General features: G+C 40.0%; 17 protein-coding genes. 1 reads left to right on the top strand and 16 read right to left on the bottom strand.

Annotated features, from left to right (window positions below):
- Nucleotides 1–179: 179 nt before the first annotated feature.
- The 7 genes from FVA72_RS16450 to FVA72_RS16420 all read right to left on the bottom strand — a co-directional run bounded on the left by FVA72_RS16450 (nt 180) and on the right by FVA72_RS16420 (nt 7,204).
- Nucleotides 180–890: an ArsR/SmtB family transcription factor gene (locus FVA72_RS16450; RefSeq protein ID WP_110591298.1), complete on the bottom strand. Its 711-nt coding sequence runs from the start codon at nt 888–890 to the stop codon at nt 180–182.
- Entirely contained in the window at nt 887–1,276 is a 390-nt protein-coding gene (locus FVA72_RS16445) for a hypothetical protein (RefSeq protein ID WP_004257151.1), read from the bottom strand. Before FVA72_RS16445 ends, FVA72_RS16450 begins: the two co-directional genes overlap by 4 nt.
- On the bottom strand, nt 1,269–1,592 hold the full coding sequence (locus FVA72_RS16440; protein WP_094961787.1) for an antibiotic biosynthesis monooxygenase family protein: 324 nt from the start codon (nt 1,590–1,592) through the stop codon (nt 1,269–1,271). The genes FVA72_RS16445 and FVA72_RS16440 overlap by 8 nt, the downstream gene beginning before the upstream one ends.
- 117 nt (nt 1,593–1,709) lie before the next feature.
- The gene (locus tag FVA72_RS16435; protein ID WP_094961836.1) at nt 1,710–2,042 is read right to left on the bottom strand and encodes a YfiM family lipoprotein; all 333 of its coding nucleotides are present in this window, start codon (nt 2,040–2,042) and stop codon (nt 1,710–1,712) included.
- 71 nt (nt 2,043–2,113) lie between these two features.
- The gene (gene pssA / locus FVA72_RS16430; RefSeq protein ID WP_110591299.1) at nt 2,114–3,469 is read right to left on the bottom strand and encodes a CDP-diacylglycerol--serine O-phosphatidyltransferase; all 1,356 of its coding nucleotides are present in this window, start codon (nt 3,467–3,469) and stop codon (nt 2,114–2,116) included.
- Between the two features lie 159 nt (nt 3,470–3,628).
- A complete protein-coding gene (locus FVA72_RS16425; protein WP_110591300.1) occupies nt 3,629–6,274 on the bottom strand; it encodes a bifunctional acetate--CoA ligase family protein/GNAT family N-acetyltransferase in 2,646 nt (881 codons plus the stop codon).
- A 228-nt stretch (nt 6,275–6,502) separates the two neighbouring features.
- Nucleotides 6,503–7,204, bottom strand: coding sequence for a tRNA-uridine aminocarboxypropyltransferase (locus tag FVA72_RS16420; protein ID WP_036957965.1), 702 nt, complete (start codon nt 7,202–7,204; stop codon nt 6,503–6,505).
- A gap of 169 nt (nt 7,205–7,373) precedes the next feature.
- Here FVA72_RS16420 and FVA72_RS16415 point away from each other — a divergent pair, with 169 nt between their 5' ends.
- On the top strand, nt 7,374–8,468 hold the full coding sequence (locus FVA72_RS16415) for a tRNA/rRNA methyltransferase (protein WP_110591301.1): 1,095 nt from the start codon (nt 7,374–7,376) through the stop codon (nt 8,466–8,468).
- Between the two features lie 107 nt (nt 8,469–8,575).
- On the opposite strand, the gene emrB is transcribed toward FVA72_RS16415, so the two are convergent.
- The 9 genes from emrB to nrdE form a co-directional block, all read right to left on the bottom strand.
- Nucleotides 8,576–10,111, bottom strand: a complete 1,536-nt coding sequence (gene emrB, locus FVA72_RS16410; protein WP_110591302.1) for a multidrug efflux MFS transporter permease subunit EmrB — start codon at nt 10,109–10,111, stop codon at nt 8,576–8,578.
- A gap of 13 nt (nt 10,112–10,124) precedes the next feature.
- Complete coding sequence (gene emrA, locus FVA72_RS16405) at nt 10,125–11,306, bottom strand: multidrug efflux MFS transporter periplasmic adaptor subunit EmrA (protein ID WP_094961791.1); 1,182 nt, start codon at nt 11,304–11,306, stop codon at nt 10,125–10,127.
- Nucleotides 11,307–11,522: 216 nt separating this feature from the next.
- On the bottom strand, nt 11,523–12,038 hold the full coding sequence (mprA, locus tag FVA72_RS16400; RefSeq protein WP_004257124.1) for a transcriptional repressor MprA: 516 nt from the start codon (nt 12,036–12,038) through the stop codon (nt 11,523–11,525).
- A gap of 661 nt (nt 12,039–12,699) precedes the next feature.
- Nucleotides 12,700–13,899 (bottom strand): MFS transporter, encoded by a 1,200-nt coding sequence (locus FVA72_RS16395; RefSeq protein WP_004257121.1) that lies wholly within the window; start codon nt 13,897–13,899, stop codon nt 12,700–12,702.
- A gap of 131 nt (nt 13,900–14,030) precedes the next feature.
- Nucleotides 14,031–15,026: a glycine betaine/L-proline ABC transporter substrate-binding protein ProX gene (gene proX / locus FVA72_RS16390; RefSeq protein ID WP_110591303.1), complete on the bottom strand. Its 996-nt coding sequence runs from the start codon at nt 15,024–15,026 to the stop codon at nt 14,031–14,033.
- Between the two features lie 102 nt (nt 15,027–15,128).
- The gene (gene proW / locus FVA72_RS16385; RefSeq protein ID WP_110591304.1) at nt 15,129–16,304 is read right to left on the bottom strand and encodes a glycine betaine/L-proline ABC transporter permease ProW; all 1,176 of its coding nucleotides are present in this window, start codon (nt 16,302–16,304) and stop codon (nt 15,129–15,131) included.
- On the bottom strand, nt 16,297–17,496 hold the full coding sequence (proV, locus tag FVA72_RS16380) for a glycine betaine/L-proline ABC transporter ATP-binding protein ProV (protein WP_110591305.1): 1,200 nt from the start codon (nt 17,494–17,496) through the stop codon (nt 16,297–16,299). Before proV ends, proW begins: the two co-directional genes overlap by 8 nt.
- A gap of 727 nt (nt 17,497–18,223) precedes the next feature.
- Nucleotides 18,224–19,195, bottom strand: a complete 972-nt coding sequence (gene nrdF, locus FVA72_RS16375) for a class 1b ribonucleoside-diphosphate reductase subunit beta (RefSeq protein ID WP_094961793.1) — start codon at nt 19,193–19,195, stop codon at nt 18,224–18,226.
- A 12-nt stretch (nt 19,196–19,207) separates the two neighbouring features.
- A complete protein-coding gene (gene nrdE, locus FVA72_RS16370) occupies nt 19,208–21,340 on the bottom strand; it encodes a class 1b ribonucleoside-diphosphate reductase subunit alpha (RefSeq protein ID WP_110591306.1) in 2,133 nt (710 codons plus the stop codon).
- Nucleotides 21,341–21,347: the final 7 nt, after the last annotated feature.

Genomic DNA, 21,347 nt, shown 5'->3' with positions numbered 1-21,347 from the left:
AAAAATCACGAGGCTTTTTTGTATTACTAACATACTGGATTTTATGGATAATGACCTATTGTAGGTGACTTGGGGCATTGTTTGGAGAAATACAGTTTTACGTCTGCTTTTAATTAGTAATTAGCTTGGTAAGTATATTATCAAATCGTTCTAGGGTTGTTCGTTATTTTGTTGGGGGGTTAAGCTATATTAATATTAAAAATACGCTTTAAAGCTTTCTTACCGTAGGTAGTAAAAGTAATTTCTCGATAACCTTTTGTTTTCTCTATCCATTCTTTTTCTGCAAAAAATTTCAATAGTAAGGTTCCTGCTAGTCCCCCTAGGTGCATACGTCTTTCACTCCAATCCAAACAAGCACATGCTATTTTTCGTTTTGTATTAGGCTCAATGTCGATACCTAATTTTTTAAATTGATTGGCACCAATCATTGATAATTTATTTTCTCTAGCTGTAAACCAGCCATTTTTATCCATAAATTCGTAGATCTGAACGGCAATTTCTCCGGCTAAGTGATCATAGCAAGTACGTGCCTTTCGCAGATGAATAGGTGTTGTTATAGGTGGGGTGTACTCCAATTTCATGGATACCCCCATTAATGTTTCTAATAATTCGGCAATGTCTGTGCCTGCAAGCCTATAATAACGGTGTCTTCCTTGAGATAGACAACTAATTAAGTGGCTGTTTAAAAGTTTAGTTAAGTGTGCACTCGTTGTTGATGGGGCTATATTTGCAGCTACGCTTAATTCTGTTGCTGTCCAAGCCCTGCCATCCATTAATGCACACAAAATACTGACCCTTGAAGAGTCAGCAATCGCAGAGGCAACTTTTGCGATAGATTGTTCTAATGGCTCTTTTTCTTCAATGGGAATACTATCTTTGCTTGGTATCATGGTTGGCTTTCCCACTTCTTTGTTACTTCAGCGGCTAATATATTGTTGTCTGTTATTAATATTAACCTGTTATTGTGGTCGCTGTATTGAACAAGGATATTAATTTGGTGAAGTGCGAGTTGAGAAACAATTTCTCCAAGTTCGCCAGGACGTTCTTGTTTTAATTTGCGGATCACTGGTTGTATGATACTTTCAACCTGTAAACCCTCAGTAGTTAAGGCATCTCGTGCTTTTTCTGGCTGGGTAACAAGAAAGTGAGCATGACTTTTTTCTTCGATAGAAAAAACGCCACCACCTTCAAGGCCAATACCATGTTTCCCTAATGTTGTCGCCAATAGTGCTAAAGCACCTACTTGGTTTTCAATAATCACATGAATATCATACATCAAAGCTATCCTCGTTATTGAATGAGTAATCCTTTAAGGTATGGGCAACTCGAATTCGATAATGGGAAAAAATGGTTTGTTGTCCTTCAACTTGTGCATCGATATGCATGAAATGGTTTTTCCATTGTTTTACTGCTTCTTCTGTTTCCCACCATGAAAGTGAGAGAATTTTTCCTTCTGTTGTAATAGATTGAAAGCGTTCGACAGCAATAAACCCGTCAATGTGCATAAGTTCAGATTTAAGTTTGGCTGCCAATTCAAAATAACGCTCTTTTTGCACTGGTATTGGGATGGCTTCAAAAATTACGGCAATCATAAAACTCTCCTTAATGTAGAAGCTCAACTATAACGGTTTAATTTATAGATACTTCGATGGTGAGCGAAATATTAAAAATAGGAGAGGAATGTAAAAAATGGGAAAGAAGGGCGTGGGTTACTTTAAGGACTGATATAAACTATAACCTGCTATTGACCCTGCAACATCATAGGCAAAATCATGCCAACTCCACCCAGTACCATTAGGCCTGCTGTCATAAAGCTCTTTTGCTGCGCCAAGAGAAACTGAAAATAGAATACCAAATATGGCAGCATCGCGGTGTTGCATGTTTTGTTTATCTGCATAAGCATTACCAGCCGCAGCCATCGCGGCTGAAAATGCAAAATGCTGCGCTTTATCTTTACCTTGCCAATTATCATTAGCCCAATGAAAACCAGTACATCCTGTTGAAATGAATATAAGTAAGCTAATGATCAGTGATTTAAACATTTTTGGTAAGATACCTAAAAAATTAAAGTAGCAAAGTAAAAGCGCCACCGAAGTGACGCTTTGTTTAAATTCTAAAGGATGCGGCTAATTAACCGGTCGACTCGTATTCGACGTAGTCGTCGGATTAATTTTTTCACTTTAACAGGATAGGTTTGGATGCTATCTAGTTCGCGAAAATGGCTAACAACCTTAGTATGAGTTCGAATGCACTCTAGCTCGTGATTGCGTTGCTCTTGCAGCTGTTGTTTTGGATCGTGAATTAATACTGCGTTTTCAAGATCTAACCCCCAAGCGCGTGGGTTTAAGTTGTTACCCGTGATCAATTGCCAGTGATTATCAACCCACATCCCCTTTAGGTGATAGGTATTGTCTGCGTCTTTCCAGAGCCTTACTGTTAACTGCTGGTTATCAATAAAGCGTTGCAAGCGACTAACAAAACGTCGCAAGTTGATCTCATAAAGGTATGGCAATGCACCAATAATTTTAAATGGCTCTTCAGGTGGGATATAGAAGTCGTTGGCAGTTTTGTCACCAATGATAATTTCTACTTGTTTGCCATCACGCAGTAACCGACTAATAACCCTAACTAACACCGCAGGCAAATTAAAATAAGGCGTACAGATTGTTAGTTTATTGTTTGTTGCACTCATTAAATGCGTGATAACACGGTTTAAATCGTTTTTCTTACCGAGACCAACAAAGGGAGTGACGGACAGCTCATCATTAGTTGCATTCCCTGAAAACTGATAGGACGCTCCCCGTAAGCACAAACGAAATTGTTTAATTAAATGCTTAAACTCAGCTGTTTTTGGTCGAGTTGGCGTATTTAATAAATGAATGGCATCAGCTTGTAGTAATGCGTCATCAATAAATTTTTTCATTGATGCGGTAAGTTGGCTATTTTTGATCAGGTGATAGCGGTCGTAACGGTATTTACTATGACGTTGTAAATAGACGTCATTAATACTTGCCCCGCTATAGAGTAGAGTATCATCAAATAAAAAGCCTTTTAGATGCAAAACACCCAGAGCTTCCCGTGTATTTACAGGGATGCCGTAGATAGGGATTTCAATTTCAGGGTAATGTTTTGCAACATCATAATACCAATCGGCATTAGTGGCGTTTGCTGCAACCCCGATGCGACCTCGCTGAGCACGGTGCCAGTCTACGAGAATTTTGATATCCAATGATGTATTAGCTTGTTTTGCAGCGTATAAAGCATGAAGTACGTCTTTACCTGCATCGTCTTTCTCTAAATACAAAGCCGTTATGTAGATAGTATTTTGAGCCTGAGAAATTTGTTTAAGCAGTTCATCACGAAAATCTTCTGTCTTATATAGCGTTTTTACATCAGCAATTTCTTGAGAGAGTTTTGGTAAACTTAACAAATATTGTTGATGTTTTGCTTGTTTTAATTTTGACAACATCACAGTGTAAATTTTCTCTTATTAGTCTAATAGCAACTCGCTTTGCGCACATTTTTAAGCGAATGATCTATGGATGATAGCATATTTAGCTAAACCATTTAGTATAAATTGACGACTTGTTTAATTACTATACAAGTTAAGCCGTGTCCTTAGATATTTCTATAAGTGAAGTGTCAGATTAACGACTCCATCTTCAAATTGAACGTCAATCTCAAAACCAAGTTTTTTAGCTAGGCTTATCATATTGCGGTTTTCAGGCATAGTTATGGCTGTTAGCTTTTTAATGCCGTGGCTTCGCGTATAGTTAAGTAACTTTTGCATAAGTTGATAACCGAGCGTTTGCCCTTTCATATCAGAGCGAACCAGTACTGCAAATTCAGCCTCTTGGTTATCAGGATCAGCCATTGCTCGCGTGACGCCAATAATTTCAGGCGTAGTATTGGGGTTTTTTACCGCAACGAAAGCCATTTCACGGTCATAATCAATCTGTGTCATATTGGCAAGATCATCGTGGGTAAATTCGCTGATCTCGCTAAAGTAGCGATAATAAAGATCCTCTTTAGTCACTTGCTCTATAAAGGATTTTAGCAAAGGTTCATCTTCAGGGAGGATCGGTCGTAGTAAGCAGGTAAGATCTTCTTTTAAATGAATTGTTTCTTCTAGCTCACTAGGATAAGGGCGAATTGCCAGCCTTGATGTTGTCGCATCATCTGTTGGGCTTAATGCCATGGAGACATCAAGTAAAGTAAATTCATCCCCTGAGGCGAGCAATGGATGAATATCTAACCTTGTAATATTTGGGCAATCAATAATTAAATTTGAAACTCGTACTAATAAAGCAGATAACCCTATGATGTTTAATGGTTCTAAAGCACTTCGGGATTTTATTTTATAACCTTTAATAGCATTAATAACTAGGTAGCGAGCTAAAGCCATATTTAGCGGAGGAAGAGCTACAGCAGCTTGGCTCTCTTGTTGCCACTCAATACCACCTTCTCCTAACATGATAAGAGGGCCAAAGACAGGATCTAGTTCAACAGCGATCCTGAGCTCTTGAGCACCTGCTCGATTAGCCATACTTTGTACTAGTAGCCCTTCAATTCGTGCATTAGGGAAATTTGTTGAAACACGTTCCATAATCGCTTTAGCTGCATCTTCTACCTCTTTAGCATTGCGTAAATAGAGCATGACCCCTTGTACTTCTGACTTGTGTACAATATCGGGAGAACGTAGTTTTAAAGCAACGGGGTAACCAATTTTCTCTGCGATTTCAATGGCTTCATTGCTCGAATGTGCAATCCAGGTGGGTAAGCTATTTAACCCGTAGGCTTTTAAAATTGGCTGAACTTCATGAGTATCCAAGTGTAGTTTATTATTTTCCAATGCTTGCTGAATATATTCATGAGCCTGTTGCGTATTAGCGGTGATACCTACTGGGAGGGCTGGCGTTTCTTTTAATTGTTTTTGGTTACGGCGATATTCCACCATATGCATATACGCCGTGATTGCCCCTTCTGGAGTGCGGTAGGTAGGGATCCCAGCTTCACTAAATAGGCGGCGAGATTCTTGAGAGGAATATTCTCCACACCAGTTGGTTAAAATGGTTAGCCACTTTCCGCGTGGGTGTTGCTTAATAGTTTTAATAATTTTTTCTGCCATGGTTTTACTTTCAGTTATCGCACTGGGAGTGTGGATAAGTAACAAAGCGTCATGGTCATGGCTATCGAGCATTTTGTTCAGTACATTGATATAGCGCTCAACGGTGGAATCATCTCCTAAGTTAATCGGATTTTGTGTCGATAAATCAAGAGGTAATAGTGAACTTAATTCATTTTCTGTTTCAACACTTAACGTTGCAAGTTTACCATTACGTAAGAGAAGTTCGTCTAATGCCATCGCGGCTGGGGCAGAACCATTACTCATGATTGAAAGACGCTCACCGCGTAATGGAGTCATATAGCTTAATGTCTCAACCGCAGAAAACATTTCGTGAGTATCTTGCACGCGAAGAAGACCTGCACGCTGGATAGCAGCATCGTAAGCGGCATCTAGGCTAGGTTTATCGCCCAGTAGTTTTTGTGCTTTGCGGGTTCGACCACTTTTTATCACTAATATAGGTTTATTGCGTGAGGCACTGCGAGATGATGATAAGAAACGTCGTGCATCACTAATGCTCTCAAGGTACAACAAAATAGCGCTGGTTTTGCTGTCACGCGCTAAGTAATCGAGTAAATCGTCAATATCTATATCGATGCTATCACCAAGGGCAATAAAATAAGAAAAACCGATGTCTCGGTGCCTTGCCCAATCCAGAACGGTATTCGATACAGCAGCAGATTGAGAGATAAAAGCGAGTTTTCCTTTTAAGATTGGTATTGGAGAAAAACTCGCATTCAAACCTTGCCATGGTGCGAGAAAACCTAGGCTATTCGGGCCTAATAGGCGAATTTGATATTGCTGGGCGACTTTTTTTAATTCATTAAACTGAATTGAAGGGGATGACAAAATAATAACCACTTTACAGCCAGCTTCCCCTAATTGCTGTAAACAGGAGATATTACGTGAGTAATGGGTACAGATAACGGCAAGATCAGGTTTGAGCGGTAATTTATCTATAGAAGGATAAGCAAGTACGCCGAGGACAGAGTTTCGGTTTGGATTAACAGGTAAAATAGGACCTTTAAAACCGCTGGTAAGTAGGTTTTTCATCATCACCGAACCTGCACGGCTCGGGTTTTCAGATGCTCCCACGACAACGATAGACTTTGGCCGGAATAAAGATTCTAACTGACTGACTAAACCCATGGTTGATAACCCTTTGCTTTGCTGAACGAGATAAGCGTTCAATAGATAAAAAGTGGCTGAGTGATACTTATGAATACTATGCCTTATCTTTGAGATTGCGCTAGTTTATCTGGTGAGTTTAATTAATTTATACAAGCACGTTCACGTTTTATCAGCACGACGATCTAAAAGTTGTCATTTAATGGTACTGGGCTCGAAAAGAAAGAGAAAAACAGTACCAATAAATAGTTAGAGGTGGGATTCGGTAAGTAGCTTCTGTGCAATAGGGTGATGCGGTTTCCCTTCAAGGTATTTTTGACGGAAAAGATTGAAGTGGCTAAAGAGTTGTTGTGAAGCGTCTAAATCTCCCGCTAATTCTAAAACGGTAGCTGCAACTTCGGCGGTGCAATGTTGTTCTTCCCTTGATGGCGTACGGAGTAAGTAGTCAGTTCTTGCTTTGGTATTAATTGAAAGCATTGGAATATCATTAAGATAAGGGCTTTTTCGAAACATTTTTCGTGCTTCAGGCCAGGTCCCATCGAGTAAAATAAATAAAGCGGGTTTATCCGACAAAGTCGGTTCATTGACTACGATGCGTTCATTTTGAGCGTAGCTTTCTGGAAAAATAAGGTAAGGCTGCCTTGTGGTGTCTTGCAGTGCCGCCAATAGCTGCGTATCAGGCTCTGTTCTTGACCATTGAAAGGCCAAAGTGTCGGGCAAAACATCCGCAATCAACTTTCCTGTATTACTTGGCTTAAATACCTCACCATCAAACATAATCAAGCAAAATTGGCTTTTTGCTTGTGATGATATGGTGTCTTGGCATAGGCATTGTGGGTTAGGTAACAAACAATATTGGCAACGTTTTACTCGGCAGCCTCGTGCCCTAAACGGTTTAGTCGATAATGCGAGGCGCTGTTGACGCAGGTGATAAACGGCATTCGAAGTCATGTTGAATTATTTTTTTTAGGCCTAAAATTAAGGCGCATATTGTACGCAAAACGATTTCTATACGATAGAAGTATATTCAATAACTTTTAGATGAGATAATAGTGCGAATCGGTAGCGTAGCCATGCAACATCATGTAATCTTCGCGCCATAGCTTAGTAGGGGATAGTGATGAACGACTCGAATGATTTTAGTGGTAAAAACGGCAAAGTAAAAGTGATGTATGTCCGCAGTGAAGAGCAGGACAACAATAAAGGTAATGATAAACGCCGAGGCGGTGGCCGTGATGATAGGCGCGGTAATGACAAGCGTGGTGGTGATAGACGAGATGGTGCCCGTCAAGATCGTGGTGGTCGCCCAAGTCGCCCTGAAGGCGGGCGTGAAGGTCGTCGCTCTGATAACCGTAATGAAGCACCTCGCGAGCGTTCACCATGGCGCACTGTTTCTAAGCCAGATAGTGAAGAATTAACCAATGACCATGGCGGAATTGTTGGTAAGAGCCAAATTGACCCTGAACAATTGCGTAAACAGCGCCAAGAAGAAACCCGTATTTATGGTGAGAATGCCTGCCAAGCCATGTTTAAAAACCGCCCTGATGCGATTGTTCGTGCATGGTTCTTGCAATCTGTCACGCCGCGTTTTCGTGATGCGTTAAAATGGATGGCGGCAAATCGTAAGGCTTACCACGTTGTTGATGACGAAGAGTTATCGAAAGCATCGGGAACTGAACATCATGGTGGTGTCTGTTTTATCATCAAAAAACGCGGTGGAATGAGTGCTGATGCTTACTTGCAGCAAGCGGCAGGTAATGACTGTGTATTAGCACTGGAAGATGTGGGAAATCCACATAATCTGGGCGGAATTATGCGTAGCTGTGCGCATTTCGGTATCAAAGGTGTGATTTTGCAGGATGCAGGCATGCTGGAGTCTGGGGCGGCAATTCGCACTGCAGAAGGTGGTGCTGAACACATTAAAGCGATTGATGCAGATGGATTAACAGATACTTTGGATAAATTCCGCAAAGCGGGTTATACCATTGTGACGACTTCTAGCCATAAAGGCAGTCAAGATCTCGCAAAAGCGAAGTTACCGGCCAAAATGGTCTTAGTTTTAGGCCAAGAGAGTGATGGTTTAAGTGATAGTACGTGGGATCAAGGCGATATGAGTCTCTATATCGGTGGAACAGGTAAAGTGGAAAGCTTGAATGTCTCTGTTGCAACAGGAATTATGTTAGCCCAGTGGTGGCAACAAAACCAAGTTAAATAACCACCTACGTTTTATCAGAAAAATAAGACCATACATAAAAGGATGTATTCCCGCTATGTATGGCTTTTTTATATCTATCACCAAGTTATTCCACTGGGTTGGGCTAATTAATGAGCACCACCGTCTTTTGAACCTGCCCCAAATGGTGGCTTAGCGAACCAGACAATGACCATCAGTAGGATAAAAATCCCAGCTGAGAGCCAGAATATCTCATTTGCTGACATAATCAGTCCTTGGTCAGTAATCGTTTTAGCAAGATAGGCCGCACTTTGCTGCTCATTCATACCTATTTTTGCCAGTTCACTGTACATCTGTTGGGCATTTGGGTTGTATGGGTTAACAAATTCAGCGAGGTTTTCATGATGCATTGACTCTCTTTGGGTCCACATTGTTGTGGTGATTGATGTCCCAATGGCTCCAGCTAGGGTACGAGTAAAGTTAGATAAACTCGATGCAGAGGCCATTTTTTCTGGCGGCAGGCCAGATAATGTAATGGTTGTCAAAGGCATAAAGAAACAAGCGATGGCTAAACCTTGCACAAATTGCGGCCAAGCAGCTTCGGCAAAACTCATCCCAGGTTCGAAAGTATAAGCACGCCAATAGTAGCAAACAGCATAGATAATAAAGCTGAATGTAACTAAATAACGCATATCAATTCGGTTACCAAAACGCCCTATAATTGGCGTAATCAATAGCGGTAATAATCCTACAGGTGCAGAGGCTAACCCAGCCCATGTTGCGGTATAGCCATAAACTTCTTGTAGCAATTGGGGCAGTAGTACAATCGTTCCAAAATAGAGCATGTAAGCAAGGCTTAAGGACAAACAGCCAATCGTAAAATTGCGTTCTTTAAATAGGGATAAGTCGATGACGGGATGGTCATCGGTGAGTTCCCATACAATTAAAAAGGCAATAGCGACAACAGCAATAACGGTCAGGACGATAATTTCAGTCGAGTTAAACCAATCCAGCTCTTTGCCTTGGTCAAGCATAATCTGTAAAGCACCAATACCAACAACCAATAGCACTAAACCAATAGTATCAATGCGCTGAATAGATATTTTAGTTTCACGGCCTTTTAAGGTGCGCATGATGGCAAAAATGATCGCAATACTAAATGGTACATTGATAAAAAATATCCAGCCCCAATGGTAGTTATCACTAATATAACCACCAAGAATCGGTCCGCAAATCGGAGCAATAACGATAGTCATTGACCAAAGGGCGAGGGCCATATTGCGTTTGGCTGGAGGATAATTGTTAAGCAGTAGGCTTTGAGATAAAGGAATGAGTGGTCCTGCGACTAAACCTTGTAAAACTCGGAATAAGATCAGCATCTCTAAGCTGCCAGAAATACCGCATAGCCATGAAGTTAAAGCGAATAAGCCTGTAGACCATAAAAATAGCCTGACTTCACCTATCCTACGGGCTAGCCAACCAGTGATGGGGATGGAGATGGCATTGGCAACGCCGAAAGAGGTTATTACCCATGTTCCTTGCGAGTTGGATGCCCCCAAGTTTCCTGCAATGGTTGGAATAGCTACGTTAGCAATGGTGGAATCAAGAACTTGCATAAATGTTGCCAATGAAAGAGCAATTGTCATCCATGCGAGTTTTGATCCCGTTAAAGGTGCTGTCGTCACGATTGCACCCCCACTATTTATTTCCTAGGTTATTATTAATTATCTCAGTAACTATTTTGTCCGCAGGAGACATATCTACAGCTAATGCAGCAGTATGGTAAGCAGGGGTATCACGCATCCCTTTAGAAAGCACTTTGCCATTTTTATCTAATGTATCAACCGTAACTTCGGTGGATAAACCGATACGTAATGGATATTCTTCAAGTTGGTTTTCATCTAAGGCTATACGTACGGGTAGGCGTTGGACTACTTTGATCCAGTTACCACTGGCATTTTGTGCAGGTAATAAAGAGAACGCGCTACCTGTTCCCATATCAAGTCCCACAACAGTACCGTTAAATACGATATCTTTACCGTAAAAATCAGTAATGACCTTCGCAGGTTGGCCGATACGCATATCCGCAAGTTGTGTTTCTTTAAAGTTCGCATCAATCCACATACCATTGGAAGGAACGATGGCCATTAATGGGGTTGAAGGGGTGATTTGTGAACCCACTTGTACACTGCGGCGTGAAACATAGCCATCAACAGGGCTGACGATTTTCGTCCGTTGCAAGGTGAGCCAAGCGTTTCGAACTTGTGTTGCTGCTTGCTCTACTGCGGGTTGTTTTTCAATTGAGCTATTTAACACTATGGCTTGATTAGCATTATATTGTTCTATTGCCATGTCTAATGCCGCTTTAGCACTGACGACAGCTTCTCTTGCGTGTTGTAGTTCTTCTTTACCAATGACATGGCTACTACCTAAAACTTCTCGACGTTTTAAATCATTTTGCAACCGGTTTAATTCAGAACGTTTGACCTCAATATTGGCTTGTAGCTGGCGGCTATTAACCATGTGCTGGCGGGTTTGACGCACACTATTTGCTAATTCTGTTTTTGCTTTATCGAGAGCTAATTCAGCATCACGTGGGTCCAGTTCAACCAAAACAGTTCCACTTGTCACGAAATCTGTGTTGTCCACATTGACAGTCATCACGCTGCCGGAAACTTGGGATTGTATTTGTACTTGGTTTCCCGCGACATAAGCATTATCCGTTGATTCATAGTGACGAAGAACGAGATACCAGTAAACTCCCCAGCCAACACCTATAATAATAAATATTAGAGTCAATAAGATAAGCGCACTTTTACGTTGCCTTTTTTTATTTCGTTGGGGAGTTTGCGTTTGTTGCATTTCCTCAGGGGAACTCATACTCGTATTTCTCCACTTCTCTGGATAAGGATCACGGTTGTTTCCAGTAGTTAGGTAATAACCACTGGAAACTGAGACTACAAATGATTTTGCTGTTTGATGGGATATCGTAAAGCATAAGGGTGAAAGGATAATGAAATATTATGGGCTGAAAAGTTTTTTTTCACCTTTGAGCTTAAGAATGGCTCAAATACATTAACCTTACAAATGTTATGGTCAATCTTTTATAGTATCCAGTTTTGTCAGTAATTTACGCATCAGCGTGTTAAGCTGTTGTTTCTCATCAGCATCTAAAACAGACCAAATATCAATTAATGCGCTGTGTTGAGGTGGTAATAGGCCATTTAAAAATTCCGTCCCTTTTTCTGTGAGGTGTAGATGAAGGCAACGTCTATCGTTGTGACTTTCTTTGCGCTCAATCCAACCATTTTTTTCCAGTTCATCTGCAATTCGTGTTGCATTGGTTCGTGAGGAACCAAGAGCCGCACTGAGTTCAGATGGCTGAATACTGCGGGAGTCTTTTGTATCAAGGATCATAAGTGCCATAAACAGGGTTTCATTAATACCTTGAGACCTTAACATATTATTTCGTGTTTCAAGTAACTTCCCATGAACATGCATGCATAGGCGTGTCAGTAGGATTTCTTGATACGGAATAGGGCTTTCATGTGAATCTTGTTGTTCTACACGAGCATTGAGTAGCTCTTCAGTTGGTGTAAATGAACTTTCCATTATTGGGATACCTTATTAGTTTCAGTTGGTAAGATTACAACTGTCATCAACCACCTAAATGGTATATTAAAAGATAGAATTAGCAATTATACTTAATTAATATCGCCGATTTTATTTTGATAATGATACATGATTCATAAATTTTATGAATGTAATTTACCTATTTTTGTATAGCAGGCTGACCTTTTTACACTGATAGTGTCATTTTTGGTTATAAAACAACCAAGCCAATGCTTAATTAAAGGCTAATTTCAATCATACAAAACAATATATAATCACACGACATTAACTCAATACCATTTTTTTTGTTACCCAATAATTACAACTTAGATAGATATTTTTAATGGATAGGTGTAATTACTTATTTTTGTATAATTTAAACATTATCTGATATAGCAATAATTTGATTTATTAACAGTTATACTACCTTTTCATAGAGTCATTGTATTTGTTTAACTGTGTCATTCCCTAATATTTACTTTGTTTACTATTACAGTTGATAATTATTGGCCTTATGATGAACTGTTTATTTATTCAATATTCAACAGATTTGATGGGTAAAATTGAGTCACATAAGTTTAATGTATTATGAGATTTTATATGTTTATGTGATCTCGAAAATTTTCATCATAAAATGTATTGATACAGATATCAGTAATGTTTAGTCATCAGTTGTGGTGATGATGGGATCATAGCGAATACCGATAGCCCAAATAATTAAACTTAGAGTGGTTAAGATTGCACCTGCAATCGCAACTCCCTCCCAACCCGCGTGTTCATAGGCATAGCCTGAAAGTAGAGATCCTAGTGCGCCCCCAATGAAATAGCTGGTCATATAGCCTGCCGTTAGGCGGTTACGAGCTTCAGGTAATATTCGATATAACGTACTCTGACTGGTGACATGGACGGCTTGTACTGCAAGGTCTAGCACCAAAATACCAATGATAAATGCGACCAGGGAATATTTCGCTAAACCGATGGGTATCCAGGATAATAGTAATAACACCAACCCAATAGTTGTAATGAGCTTTCCTTTGCCTTTATCGACAAGATGCCCTGCTTGGGAGGCCATAATGGCACCTGCGGCACCGACTAAGCCAAATAAACCTATAGTCCCTTCGGAATAATTGAATGGCGGACTGGCTAATAAGAAAGCCATTGCGGTCCACAGTAAACCAAAATTGGCAAATGATAATGCACCGAGAGAAGCGCGTACCGCAAGCACTGGAGTGCCGAAAAATAACCGGCCAATAGAACCAATGAGCTGGAAGTAGTTTAAGTTAGCTTTTTGATGGTAACGGGGGAGTTTAATGGCTAGAACAATCATTAACAGCATCAATAATGCAAAGGCCACCCAATAGATCGCTCTCCAGCCACCGACCATAGCAACAGCACCTGAAACCGTTCTTGCAAGTAAAATGCCCAACAATAACCCACTCATAATCATTCCTACCGCTTTACCACGTTTATGAGGCTTAGCAATAGATGCTGCTAGTGGGATCAGGACTTGTGCAACAACTGAAAATAGTCCAGTAAGGGCGGTACCTAAAAGGATTTGCCAAATATTATTTGAAAGCGCTGTAATTAATAGCCCTAATGCCGAAAGAAAGGTCATCGTTAAAATTAAACGCTTGCGTTCAAACAAATCTCCCAACGGGACTAAAAAAAGTAAACCTGCCGCATAACCCAGTTGGGCCGCGGTGACAATAAACCCAGCCATATTAGTGGTTAAATTAAACTGCCCCGCAATGGTGTCTAAAAGCGGTTGAGCATAGTAATTACTGGCAACGACAAGACCTGTGGCAATGGCCATTAAAATAGTGAGGCCCGTTGTTAGCTCTGCAGTTTGGGTCTGTTTCATGAGGATTACCTATTATTAGCTAGGCGTCTACTATAAACAAAATTTATTACCTTGGTTTATTTCTTTTTGTCATTGATGTAAAAAAGCCACCGGCTAGGGTGGCTAAAGTGACTTAATCGAGCTGTTTATACTTACTTAGCGGCTTCTTGTGCTTCTTTTACCCAGCCATCAAAAGTGGATTGATGGGCTTTGATCCAAGCATTTGTGTGGCGCTGAATATCCGATTGAGACGCTTCACCATTATGCATTCTTAAGTTTTGCGCGTTAATATCGGCAATAGGTAGTTTCATTACTTCAAATAATTTTGCTGCAGCAGGGTTATCTGCAGCCCATTTTTTATTGGCGACGATATGCATGGTATTTGGTGGGAAACCATAGTTTTTTCCGTTAGGTAATGTGGTGTCTGTTTTTTCACCGTTTGGCATTGATGAGAATGGCACTTCTAACCAAACTACATCACGGCCCGGCTTGAGGACATCACTTATCCAATAAGGCGTCCACGTATAATATAAAATAGGCTTACCTTCTTTATATCGGGTAATGGTATCTGCCATCATTGCCGCGTAGTTCCCTTGGTTATGGTCAACCGTTTTTTCTAAGTCATAGGCTTTTAAATGGTTATTGATGGCTGCTTCACAGCCCCAACCGGGGTTACATCCCGTTAAATCCGCTTTACCATTACCATTTGAATCAAAGAGTTTGGCAATTTTAGGGTCTTTGAGTTGTTCAACATTGGTAATCTTGTATTTTTCAGCGGTTTTTTTGTCGATGAGGTAGCCTTGAGCCGCATTGACAACATAATTACCTTGACGATAGAACACATTATCACCACCAGCGGCGTCATATTGCGCATTATGTAAAGGAACCCAGCTGGTGGCTAAGTAAGTCGCATCACCGTTCGCAATTGATGCGTAAGCGACATTATAGTCGACTTCTTTGATCGGTTGGACATCATAGCCGAGCTCTTCAAGGGCTTTCGCAACAATCAGTGTTTGGAATGTCTCCTCACTGATCGTACTTTGCACAGGGTTAATTTTTACCCCTTTACCTGGCAGGTCGTTAGCACTTGCAAATGGGACGGTAAATATGGCTGTTAGTGCAGATGCAAGAATGATTTTATGTTTCATTATATTGTTCCCTCTGTTTTTTCGCAGCGAGCTTGGCTTTAAAGTTAAGAGCCAAGTTAGGTGCCACGTGAGTGGCACTTAGGTGAATGGAGGATGTTCTGATTAATGGTTTTTTTTACAAAATGGGCGCATGACTAGCCCAATAGGGCCTTTTTGATACCAACGACATGATGTTTTGCCGCGAGTATCTTGCCCTAAAGATTGGGTAAAACGGTCTAAGATGATAGCCAGAATAACAATACCGACCCCTCCGACAGACGCGAGACCCATATCAAGGCGACCAATACCCCGTAAGACCATCTGGCCTAAGCCTCCGACGGCAATCATTGAGGCGATAACGACCATCGACAGCGCTAACATTAAGGTTTGGTTCACCCCGGCCATAATGGTTGGCATTGCTAATGGCAATTGCACTTTAAACAGCATTTGGCGAGGACTTGCACCGAATGATTCAGCGGCTTCAATTAAGTCAGCTGGGACTTGTTTGATCCCTAAAATGGTCAAACGAATGATTGGCGGTAAAGCAAATATAATGGTGACGACGACACCGGGCACATTACCGATACCAAATAACATAACAATCGGGACTAAATAGACGAATGCAGGTGTGGTTTGCATCGCATCAAGTAATGGGCGAATAATCTTAGCGGCTCTATCACTACGTGCCAACCAAATACCCAGTGGTAGTCCTATCACAATACAAAACAGTAAAGATGTGAGCACTAGAGATAGTGTCACCATCGCTTCTGACCAAGCACCAATCGCCCCGATGGCTATCATCGAAATAAATGTGGCCACACCCATTGCGCGTCCGGCTAATTGCCAAGTGAGTAATGCGAAAATAATAATGGCAACAGGAGCTGGTAGTGATGTAAGAAATTGTTCAAACCCGCTCAGAATGAAATCAATGGGGGCGCGTATTCCTTGGAATACAGGACGAAAGTTGAGAACAACCCAATCGATAGCATGCGTAACCCATGAATCAAGGGGGATCAGTGTGTTTTGGAAGGGGTCCATAATATTAAACTGATCGGGCACGATGCTATCAGTCGGTGCGGCATCAAGCCAATCACTCGAACTGGTATCAGCAGGTGTTGTTGTGTCTGATGCATTGCCCCAAGGATCATCCGAAGAGGTATTTGTCTCGCTAGAGCTTGTCGCTGCCCATGGGTCATCAGCTGGTGTATTTTCAGTACCTTGTGTTGGTGTCTCAGTGACTTCAGTATCAGCCCATGGATCTTGCTGGTTCGTCGTTGTTTCTTGATTTTGCTTACTCATTTGGTGTCTCCTTATCCAGCGCTTGTAACAGCATTCCTTTTGAAATCACGCCTAAATACCGGTTTTTTTCGTTAATAACAGGAACGGCGCAAGGGGCTTGTGCTACTGTAGAAATAACTTCATTTAAGGATGTACCACCTTGAATTGGTTCGATATCAGTTAAAATTGCGGCTTCTATACCTGCTTTTTCGTGAAGCGCTTTTTCTAAGGATTCAACAGAAACTACTCCGGCAAAGGTATGTCCTCGGGAAATTAAATAACCGTGATAGCGATCTTCATCATTAAGGACTTTTAGCGCGGAACGGGGACCAAAACCCGGTGCGATGTGTAATAGGGCATTTGGCCGCCTACGCGCGATGTCCTTAGCACTGAATACTTGGCTGATATCCACACCGCGGAAAAAGGTCTTAACATAATCATTCGCTGGATTATTGAGAATTTCATCAGGCGTACCAACTTGAACGACAACGCCTCCTTGCATGATGGCAATGCGGTCACCAATTCTCATGGCTTCATCAAGATCATGAGAAATAAAGACAATAGTGCGTTGTTTATCTCCTTGTAAGGAGAGCAGTTCATCTTGCATTTCAGTACGAATTAATGGGTCAAGGGCTGAGAACGCTTCGTCCATTAATAGAATATCAGGGTCATTGGCTAGTGCTCTGGCTAACCCGATACGCTGACGCATCCCTCCAGAGAGCTCATCTGGGTATGAATTCGCCCATTTTTCAAGATTAACTTGCTCAAGTGCATTCATGGCTTTCTTATGGCGCTCTTCTTTTGGAATACCAGAAAGTTCCATACCAAAAGCGGTGTTATCAATGACGTTCATATGAGGCATCAATGCAAAAGATTGAAACACCATACTAATTTTTGTTCGCCTAACTTCGCGTAATGCTTTGTCAGAGATATTGGAAATATCCTCTCCATCTATCATGACTTGCCCGCTAGTAGGTTCTATCAGGCGATTGAGGAGGCGCACCAAGGTAGATTTTCCTGAGCCAGAAAGTCCCATGACAACAAAGATTTCGCCTTCTTCAATCGTCAGATTAACATCTTGAACACCTACGGTTAGGCCTGTTTTTTCAAAGATATCATCTTTATTCATACCTGATTCTAATAGCTTAAATGCTTGATCAGGATTGTCCCCAAATATTTTATATAAGTTTTTAACTTGTAATTTTATTGCCATATATTATTTACCCAATTTTCAATCAATAAGGAAAATGTATTACCTGTATTGAGAGTGATGAATTCTATAGTGATAGTTAACACTATGTTTCCTAACTATGATTATCCTTTGAAAATTATTAGGGCATAGATTCCTGTATTTAGTTTAATTGATTAGCTAATTATGGATTAAATTCAAATTCCTCCGTTTGAGTTATTAGTAAAATTTGCAAGCAATAAACCCTAGCATAATAAAATCAGCTGGCAACCCTAGGTTAAGTATAATTAATCAAAAAAGTTAGAGGTGAAAAATGATTTTATTAATATAAATAAAAGTGTCATTGAGCTATAGGATGATAATTTTTATGATTTCCATATCAAAGTTAACTTACTGGTGAGGTTGAATTTATTCAAAAATAATACACTTTGCTTTTATTAATATGGGGACTACTGATTTTATTTAATTTTTAGGTGGATAGATGTTGAACTGATGGATGAAAAAATTGAATTTAATAGCTTATTGATTAATTAAATTAATGAAAGATGAAGTGAAACTTGATTGAATTGAAATTAATGGCCAGATTAACTCATTAAAAATGAGTAATTAAACAGATATACATATAAAAAACGAATAAATCAGTCTATTTTTTGAACCAAAAAATACCATGATGAATAAAATCATTATAATTCATCATGGTATGGTTTTTGTTGTGAATGATGTTTATCAATAAGCTAAATTAAAGCTTTGGTTAAAAGTCCCAGTCATCATCTTCGGTACTGACTGCTTTACCAATAATATAAGATGAACCAGAGCCCGAAAAGAAATCATGATTTTCATTTGCATCAGGAGATAAAGCAGATAATATCGCAGCACTGACATCGGTGACCGTATCAGGAAATAAGGCTTCATAACCTAAATTCATTAATGCTTTATTCGCATTATAATGAAGGAATTTTTTGACATCTTCTGACCAACCAACTGTGTCATAAAGTTCTTGTGTATATTTTACTTCATTTTCATATAAATCGAATAATAATGAAAAAGCAAAATCCTTAATTTCTTTCTGAGTATTCTCATCATATTGTGCTAATGATTTTTGAAATTTATAGCCAATATAATAGCCATGTATGGCTTCATCACGAATAATTAAGCGTATAAGATCTGCGGTATTGGTTAATTTGCCTCTACTTGACCAATACATTGGTAAATAAAAACCTGAATAAAATAGAAATGATTCTAAAAAGACACTTGCTATTTTTTTCTTTAAAGGATGTGAATCACAATAATAAGATAGGATGATCTTAGCTTTATTTTGTAATGCATTGTTTTCTTCACTCCAGCGGTATGCATCATCGACATCAACCGTTGAGCAGAGTGTTGAAAATATTGAACTATAAGAGCGGGCATGTACTGCTTCCATAAAGCTAATATTCGACAAAACCGCTTCTTCATGGGGGGTTTGAGCATCTGGCATTAAGCAAGGTGCACCGACCGTATTTTGAATCGTATCTAGCAGGGTAAGACCAGTAAATACACGTATCGTCAACTGTTTTTCTGCAGCAGTTAGGGTATTCCAAGACGGAATATCATTAGATAATGGCACTTTTTCTGGAAGCCAAAAATTGCTTGTTAATCGGTTCCATACTTCTAAGTCTTTATCATCCTGAATACGGTTCCAGTTAATGGCTTTTACTGGTGTGTTAGATGCGCTGGTGGTCATAATATTTTCCTATTACAAAGTGCAAGATACGCAGCCTTCGACTTCAGTTCCTTCGAGGGCAGTTTGGCGTAATCGGATGTAATACAATGTCTTGATTCCTTTTCGCCAGGCATATATTTGCGCTCGGTTAATATCTCGTGTGGTGGCATCATCTTTAAAAAATAGAGTCAAAGATAAACCTTGGTCAACGTGCTGAGTTGCCATGGCATAAGTATCAATAATTTTTTCAGGGCCGATTTGGTAAGCATCTTGGTAATATTCTAAGTTTTCATTCGTCATGAAAGGAGCAGGGTAGTAGACACGACCAATTTTACCTTCTTTACGAATTTCAATTCGTAAAACAATCGGGTGAATGCTTGATGTTGAATTATTGATATAAGAAATGGACCCAGTAGGAGGTATTGCTTGCAAGTTTTGGTTATAAATCCCATAGGTAATGACAGACTGCTTTAAAGCTTGCCAATCTTCACGAGTTGGAATTTCGATACCCGAATGTCGGAATAATTCCTGAACGGTTTGTGTTTTTGGTAGCCAAATATTGTTGATATATTTATCAAAATAATCACCAGAGGCATAGGTTGAATGTTCAAAACCAACAAATGCAGTTTTTCTTTCGATGGCTAATTGGTTTGAAGTTTTTATTGCGTAATAGGTGACCGTATAAAAATAGATATTGGTGAAATCGAGCGCTTCTTCTGAGCCGTAATAAATATGCTCCCTTGCCAAGTAGCCATGTAAATTCATTTGACCTAACCCAATCGCATGCGATTGTCGGTTACCTTCAGCAATGGAAGGGACAGAGCGAATATCGCTCATATCTGAAACTGCGCTCAATGCTCTGACTGCCGCAGCTATTGATTGGGCGAAATCCGGTGAATCCATTGTTTTAGCAATATTCATGGAGCCTAAATTACAGCTAATATCTTTACCAATTTGTTGATAGCTCAAATCGTCTTCATAAACGCTAGGGCGATTAACTTGCAGTATTTCTGAGCAAAGATTGCTCATATTTATGCGCCCTGCGATAGGGTTAGCTCGGTTGGCAGTATCTTCAAATAAAATATACGGATATCCAGATTCAAACTGAATCTCAGCTAAAGTTTGGAAAAATTCCCGAGCATTAATTTTGTATTTTTTTATCGCTTTGTTATTGACCATCTCATGGTATTTGTCTGTAACGCTAATTTCAGACATAGGAACCCCATAGATGCGCTCAATATCATAAGGAGAGAACAAATACATGTCCTGGTTATCTTTCGCTAGCTGGAAAGTAATATCGGGGATAACGACCCCTAAAGAAAGTGTTTTAATCCGTATTTTTTCATCTGCATTTTCACGCTTAGTATCAAGAAAACGCATAATATCAGGGTGATGAGCATGCAAATAGACGGCACCGGCGCCTTGCCTTGCACCTAATTGGTTGGCATAAGAAAATGCATCTTCTAACATTTTCATGACAGGAACAACACCAGAAGACTGGTTTTCAATCAGTTTTATTGGGGCGCCTTGTTCCCGCAAATTGGTCATTAGAAAGGCGACTCCGCCACCTCGTTTGGATAGCTGCAAAGCCGAATTCACAGAGCGGCCAATAGATTCCATGTTGTCTTCGATTCTTAAAAGAAAACAAGAGATTAGCTCACCGCGTTGTTTTTTACCGCAGTTAAGGAAGGTGGGAGTTGCAGGTTGGAAACGACCTGTAATAATTTCATCGACATACAATTTAGCAAGAGATTCACTCCCTTGCGCAAGCGTTAAAGCAACCATACAAACGCGATCTTCATAGCGTTCGAGATAGCGTTTGCCATCAAAAGTTTTCAGCGTATAGCTCGTGTAATATTTAAAGGCACCGAGAAACGTTTGAAAACGGAATTTATGAGCGTATGCCTGTTTAAATAGTGCTTTGATAAATTCAAAGTCATATTGTTCTAATACACTGTTTTCGTAATAATTTTCTTGTACTAAAAAGTCTAATTTTTCTTTTAAATCATGGAAAAATACGGTGTTTTGGTTCACATGCTGTCGAAAATAGTGGTGAGCCGCTTCTTTGTCTTTATCAAATTGAATACGGCCTTCATTATCATATAAATTCAACATCGCATTGAGCGCATGATAATCCACATCTGATATATTTTGCATTTTATCCATTTGGAAT

Origin of the sequence: Providencia sp. PROV061, from assembly GCF_011045655.1 — a bacterium.
GTDB lineage: Bacteria > Pseudomonadota > Gammaproteobacteria > Enterobacterales > Enterobacteriaceae > Providencia > Providencia hangzhouensis.
The sequence above is the reverse complement of the archived record's forward strand: the minus strand, read 5'-3'. Positions and strand labels throughout refer to the sequence as shown.